We start from the raw sequence: 5516 nt of genomic DNA, 5'->3' as shown, positions 1-5516 counted from the left end.
ACCGTGGCCGTGGTCGGCGGCGGCAACGCGGCGATAGATTCGGCCCGCACCGCCCTGCGCTTCGGCGCGCAGAAGGTGATAATCCTCTACCGCCGCACCCGTCCGGAGATGCCGGCCGTCGGCGCCGAAATCGAGTCGGCCATCGAGGAGGGCATCGAGCTGCACTTCCTCGTCAACCCCGTCGAGATGCTTGCCGGGGACGACGGCCGCCTGGGTAAGGTCCGGTGCCAGAGGATGCGCCTGGGCGAGCCCGACGAGAGCGGACGGCGGCGTCCCGTGGCCATCGAGGGAGACTTCGCCGAGTTCAAGATAGACCAGATGATACTGGCCATCAGCCAGTTGCCGGACCTGGACTTCCTGGTCCGCGACGAGAAATTCGACCTGACGAAATGGGCCACCCTGAAGGCCGACGACTTCACCTGCGAAACCGGCAGGACAGCCGTCTTCGGCTGCGGTGACGCGATAACCGGCCCGAGCACGGTGGTCGAGGCGATGGCCTCGGGCCGCAAGGCCGCCAAGGCCGTGGACCTCTTCCTCCGGGGTGAGGACCTCGACGTCATGCGCACCACCAAGCACCGGCCGCAGGAGCTGCCCCTCATGGACGACGTGCACCGTCCCGAGAGGCCGAAGAAGGCGAGGCAGCGCATCCCGACGAACCCCGACGCCGGCATCTCCCTGGAGGAGGTCGAGATGGCCTTCACCCAGGAGCAGGCGGTCGAGGAGGCCAAACGCTGCCTGGTCTGCGCCGGCTGCTCCGACTGCCGGATTTGCGTGGAAGCCTGCGAGGCCAAGGCCATAGACCACTCCATGACCGACACCATCCTCGAAATGGACGTCGGCGCCATCATCGTCGCCACCGGCTTCGAGCCCTTCGACGTGCGCGAGACGCCGCAGTACGGCTGGGAGCGCTTCCCCGACGTGCTCACCGGCCTCGAGTTCGAAAGGCTCTGCAACGCCAGCGGGTACACCGAGGGGCACATCCTCACCGCCGACGGCCGCGAGCCGAAAGCGGTGGCCATCCTCCACTGCATCGGCAGCCGCGACGAGAACCACAACGCCTGGTGCTCCCGCGTCTGCTGCATGTACTCGTTGAAATTCGCCTTCCTGGTCAAGGACCACACCCCGGCCGAGGTTTACAACTTCTACATAGACATGCGCGCCTTCGGCAAGGGCTACGAGGAGTTCTACAAGCGCCTGCTCGCCGAGGGCGTGCACTTCATCCGCGGCAAGGCGGCCGAGGTGACCGACGCCTGGGAGACCCCCGACGAGAAGGGCCGGCTGGTGGTCGTCGCCGAGGACACCCTCCTGGGCGGAACCCGGCGCATCCCCGTGGACATGGTCATCCTCTCCGGCGGCCTGAAGCCCCGGGCCGACGCCGACAAGGTCGCCAAGACCCTCCACCTCTCCTGCATGCAGGGCCAGTTCTTCCTGGAGAAGCACCCCAAGCTGGCCCCGGTGGACACTGCCACGGACGGCATCTACATCGCCGGCACCTGCCAGGGGGCCAAGGACATCCCCGACTCGGTGGCCCAGGGCGCGGCGGCGGCTGCGGCGGCGCTCTCACTCCTCGACAAGGGAAAGGTCGTCCTCGAGCCCATCAAATCCTCCATTGACGAGGAACTCTGCAGCGGCTGCAAGCTCTGCATCCAGAACTGCCCCTACCTCGCCATCGCCTTCGACACCGTGAAGAAGGTTTCCGTGGTGACCGAGGAGCTGTGCAAGGGCTGCGGGACCTGCGTGGCGGGCTGCCCATCCGGCGCCGCCGGCCAGCAGGGCTACGAGGACGTGCAGATTCTGGCCGAGGTCCTGGGCATGCTCTAAGTCCCCGCCGGTCGGGGGGTGCGCGGGGAGATGGCCGCATGGGTGCGGGAGTGGGTTGTTCCCTACGCCTGGGGCGGATTGTAGCCGGGGCGGAACGCCCGGTCGGCGGTTGAGAGGCACGGTAGCGGGAATCTTAAACTGCCATTTCCGTCGGCTAGGGTGGATGTTGAAGGCCGGGAGCGGCTGAGTTAGTCACCCCCCTCCGCGTCCGACGGTCACGATCGGCTGAAAGCGGTCTTGAAGGCCGGGAGCGAACTCAAAAGCCGCCACCCTCTGCCCCCGACGGTTAGGGGCGTGTTACAGGCTGAAACGGGTGCGCCGGTCCACGGAAGCTGGGAGCGCGTTACAGGCTGAAACGGGTGCGCCGGTCCATGGAGGAATGACCCAAGCGGTCCCCGGCGGAACAATTCCAACCCCGTCGGCAGCGGTGTCAAAGTAAAAAAAGAGGATTACCGGGAGACCCTTCCCGTCTTCGGATGCCCCCGCGACGTTTCCCCGGGGGAGTACCCCCGTAAAAAGCGGATTACCGGGAAACCCTTCCCGTCAACTGCACCGGGAGTCAAAGAATGGCTGACGAGACCTTCGAGCCCAAGCTGGTGGGATTCCTCTGCCGCTGGTGCACTTACACCGGCGCGGACCTGGCGGGCATCAGCCGGATAAAGTACCCGCCCAACCTCACCCCGATCAAGGTCATGTGCTCCGGCCGCGTGGACCCCACCTTCATCGTCCAGGCTTTCGCCGACGGCGCCGACGGGGTGCTCATCGGCGGCTGCCACCCCGGCGACTGCCACTACGACGTGGGCAATTACCGGACCATGCGCCGCTATCCGATGCTGGTAAAGCTCCTGGGCCAGTTCGGCATCGAGCCCGACCGCGTCTGGCTGCGCTGGATTTCGGCCTCGGAGGGCAACCTCTTCGCCGATACCATCCGCGACTTTACCGCCCGGGTCAAGGAACTGGGACCCCTGAACTGGGCCGAGCGGACCCGGGCCATCACCGAAGCGGTGACCTAGGCGCCGTCGCCCGGTCTCGTTAGGGTCGCAGAGCTTTTTGGAAGAAACCATAACGTGCCCCTCCCCCGGGAGGGATCGGGAAGGTTCTATTAAGATGGCAAAGCCCAAGGTAGCGTTTTATTGGTGCGGCGCGTGCGGCGGCTGCGAGGAGGCGGTCGTGGACCTGGCCGAGGACATCCTCAAGGTCGTCGAGGCCGTGGACATCGCCCTCTGGCCGGTGGCCCTGGACTTCAAGCTGAAGGACGCGAAAGCCTGGAAGCGCGGCGAGATAGCCGTAACCTTCATCAACGGCGCGGTGCGCCTCTCCGAGCACGAGGAGTGGGTCAAGCTCCTGCGCGAAAAGAGCGGGCTCATCGTGGCCTTCGGCGCCTGCTCACACCTGGGCGGCATCCCCGGCCTGATAAACCTCTCCACCGCCGAGGACCTCTTCCGCAACAAGTACGAGACCTCGATCACCGTGGACAACCCGGACAAGGTCCGGCCCCAGACCCACTCCAACGTTGACGGCTACGACCTCGAGCTCCCCGCGGTGTGGAACAGCGTCAAGCGGCTCGACGAGGTGATAGACGTTGACTACTACCTCCCCGGCTGCGCGCCCCCGCCGAACCTCATCCTGAACGCCGTCCTGGCCATCCTCAAGGGGGAGCTGCCGCCCAAGGGGTCGGTCCTGGCGCCGTCGAAGTCGCTCTGCGAGACCTGCCCCCTGAACGAGACCAAGCCGGAGAAAATCACCATCGCGGAGTTCAAGCGGGTGGCCACCAGCCAGCCCGACCCCAAGGAGTGCTACCTGGCGCAGGGCTTCGTCTGCCTGGGTCCGGCGACTCGGGGAGGTTGCGGCGAGCGCTGCATCAGCGCCAACATGCCCTGCCGCGGCTGCTTCGGGCCGCCGCCCGAGGCCCTGGATCAGGGGACCAAGCTCCTGTCCGCCATCGCCTCCGCCGGGAGTGCCCTGACGGAGGAAGACGCTGCAGCGGCCGCCGCCGCCATGGTGGACCCGGCCGGAACCCTTTACCGATTCAGCCTGCCCAGCTCGATCCTCAAGCGCGGGCTTCCAAGGAGTGAGGGATAATGAGCACACGGGTCACCATCAATCCGATAACCCGCCTCGAGGGCCACGGCAAAATCGAGATATTCTTGAACGACGCCGGGGACGTCGAGCGGGCCTTCTTCCAGGTGCCCGAGGTCCGGGGCTTCGAGACCTTCTGCATCGGACGCCCCTCCGAGGAGATGCCCCGCATCACCGAGCGCATCTGCGGCGTCTGCCCCACCGCCCACCACATGGCCTCCACCAAGTGCCTGGACGACCTGTGGGGCGTGGAGCCGACCCGGGCGGCCCGGCTCATCCGCCGGCTCGTCTACAACACCTTCTACTTCGAGGACCACAACCTGCACTTCTTTTTCCTGGGCGGCCCCGACTTCATCGTCGGCCCCACCGCCCCCGCCGCCGAGCGCAACATCCTCGGCGTCATCGGCAAGGTCGGCCTCGAGGTAGCCGGCAAGCTCATCAAAATCCGCCGCGAGACCCGCAACATCATCCAGACCATCGGCGGCAAGGTGATTCACCCCGTCTTCGGTCTCCCCGGCGGCGTCTCCCGCGGCATAAACGAGGACGAGCGCAAGCAGTTCCTCGAGGTGGCCAAGGAGGCCGTCGGCTTCGCCGAGTTCGCCCTGGCGGCCTTCGCCGACATCGTCCTGGCGAACAAGGCTTACGTGGACCTCATCCTCTCCGACGGCTACACCCACAAGACCTACTACATGGGCCTGGTGGACGACAACAAGAACGTGGACTTCTACGAGCGGCGGGTCCGCGTGGTGGACCCCGCGGGCAAGGAGTTCACCCTCTTCGAGCCGCGCGAGTACACCGACCACATCTCCGAGCACGTCGAGCCGTGGAGCTACATCACCTTCCCGTTTTTGAAAAAAGTCGGATGGAAGGGCTTCGTTGACGGCCCCGAGTCCGGCGTTTACCGCGTGGCCCCGCTGGCCCGTCTGAACGCCGCCGAGGGCATGCGCACCCCCAAGGCCCAGGAGCACCACGACAAGCTCTTCGCCACCCTGGGCGGCAAGCCGGCCCACAACACCCTGGCCTTCCACTGGGCCCGTCTCGTCGAGGCGCTCCAGGCCGCCGAGGAGATGGTCACCCTCCTGGAGGACGAAGAAATCACCTCCGACGACATCCGCAACCTCCCGACCAAAACCCCGTCCGAGGGCGTGGGCATCGTCGAGGCGCCGCGCGGGACGCTCATCCACCACTACTGGACCGACCCCGACGGCATCCTGACGCGGGTCAACCTCATCGTGGCCACCAACCACAACGCCGCCCCCATGGCCATGAGTGTGGAGAAGGCGGCCAAGGCCGTCATCAAGGGCGGCAAGGTGGACGACGGCCTGTTGAACATGGTCGAGATGGCCTTCCGGCCCTACGACCCGTGCCACGCCTGCGCCACACACGCCGTCGGCCATGCGCCGCTCATCGCGAACATCTACGGCCCCGACGGCGAGCTCGTCCAAACCGTCCGCCGCGACGGTTGAGAGGTCGGTTTCGCTTAATGTAGGGCGGCCCTTCCACGGGCCGCCGGTTGGGGGGCTGGTTGAGGACCTGGATACGTTAAATGTAGGGCGGGGACTTTAGTCCCCGCCGTTTTTTATGCCTCATCCTGACTCTCCCCCCAGGTTGCGATG

The 5516-nt window shown here is 66.2% G+C and carries 4 protein-coding genes; all 4 read left to right on the top strand.

The genetic code is table 11. From position 1 onward, the window contains the following. Positions 1 to 1821, top strand: a 1821-nt coding sequence (locus NTW26_09125; GenBank protein ID MCX7022415.1) for an FAD-dependent oxidoreductase, incomplete at its 5' end; no start/stop codon positions are given. A gap of 566 nt (positions 1822 to 2387) precedes the next feature. Continuing rightward, positions 2388 to 2834, top strand: coding sequence for a hydrogenase iron-sulfur subunit (locus tag NTW26_09120; GenBank protein MCX7022414.1), 447 nt, complete (start codon positions 2388 to 2390; stop codon positions 2832 to 2834). Between the two features lie 94 nt (positions 2835 to 2928). Beyond that, positions 2929 to 3903, top strand: coding sequence for an oxidoreductase (locus NTW26_09115; protein MCX7022413.1), 975 nt, complete (start codon positions 2929 to 2931; stop codon positions 3901 to 3903). Further along, positions 3903 to 5366, top strand: a complete 1464-nt coding sequence (locus NTW26_09110; GenBank protein MCX7022412.1) for a Ni/Fe hydrogenase subunit alpha — start codon at positions 3903 to 3905, stop codon at positions 5364 to 5366. The genes NTW26_09115 and NTW26_09110 overlap by 1 nt, the downstream gene beginning before the upstream one ends. The last annotated feature ends 150 nt before the right edge of the window (positions 5367 to 5516 follow it).

This window comes from bacterium, assembly GCA_026398675.1.
Lineage (GTDB): Bacteria > RBG-13-66-14 > RBG-13-66-14 > RBG-13-66-14 > RBG-13-66-14 > RBG-13-66-14.
The sequence above is the reverse complement of the archived record's forward strand: the minus strand, read 5'-3'. Positions and strand labels throughout refer to the sequence as shown.

Excerpts from the sequence above, each read along its gene's own strand:
- NTW26_09110 (MCX7022412.1), top strand. The coding sequence starts at position 3,903 with ATGAGCACACGGGTCACCATCAATCCGATAACCCGCCTCGAGGGCCAC.
- NTW26_09120 (MCX7022414.1), top strand. The coding sequence starts at position 2,388 with ATGGCTGACGAGACCTTCGAGCCCAAGCTGGTGGGATTCCTCTGCCGC.
- NTW26_09115 (MCX7022413.1), top strand. The coding sequence starts at position 2,929 with ATGGCAAAGCCCAAGGTAGCGTTTTATTGGTGCGGCGCGTGCGGCGGC.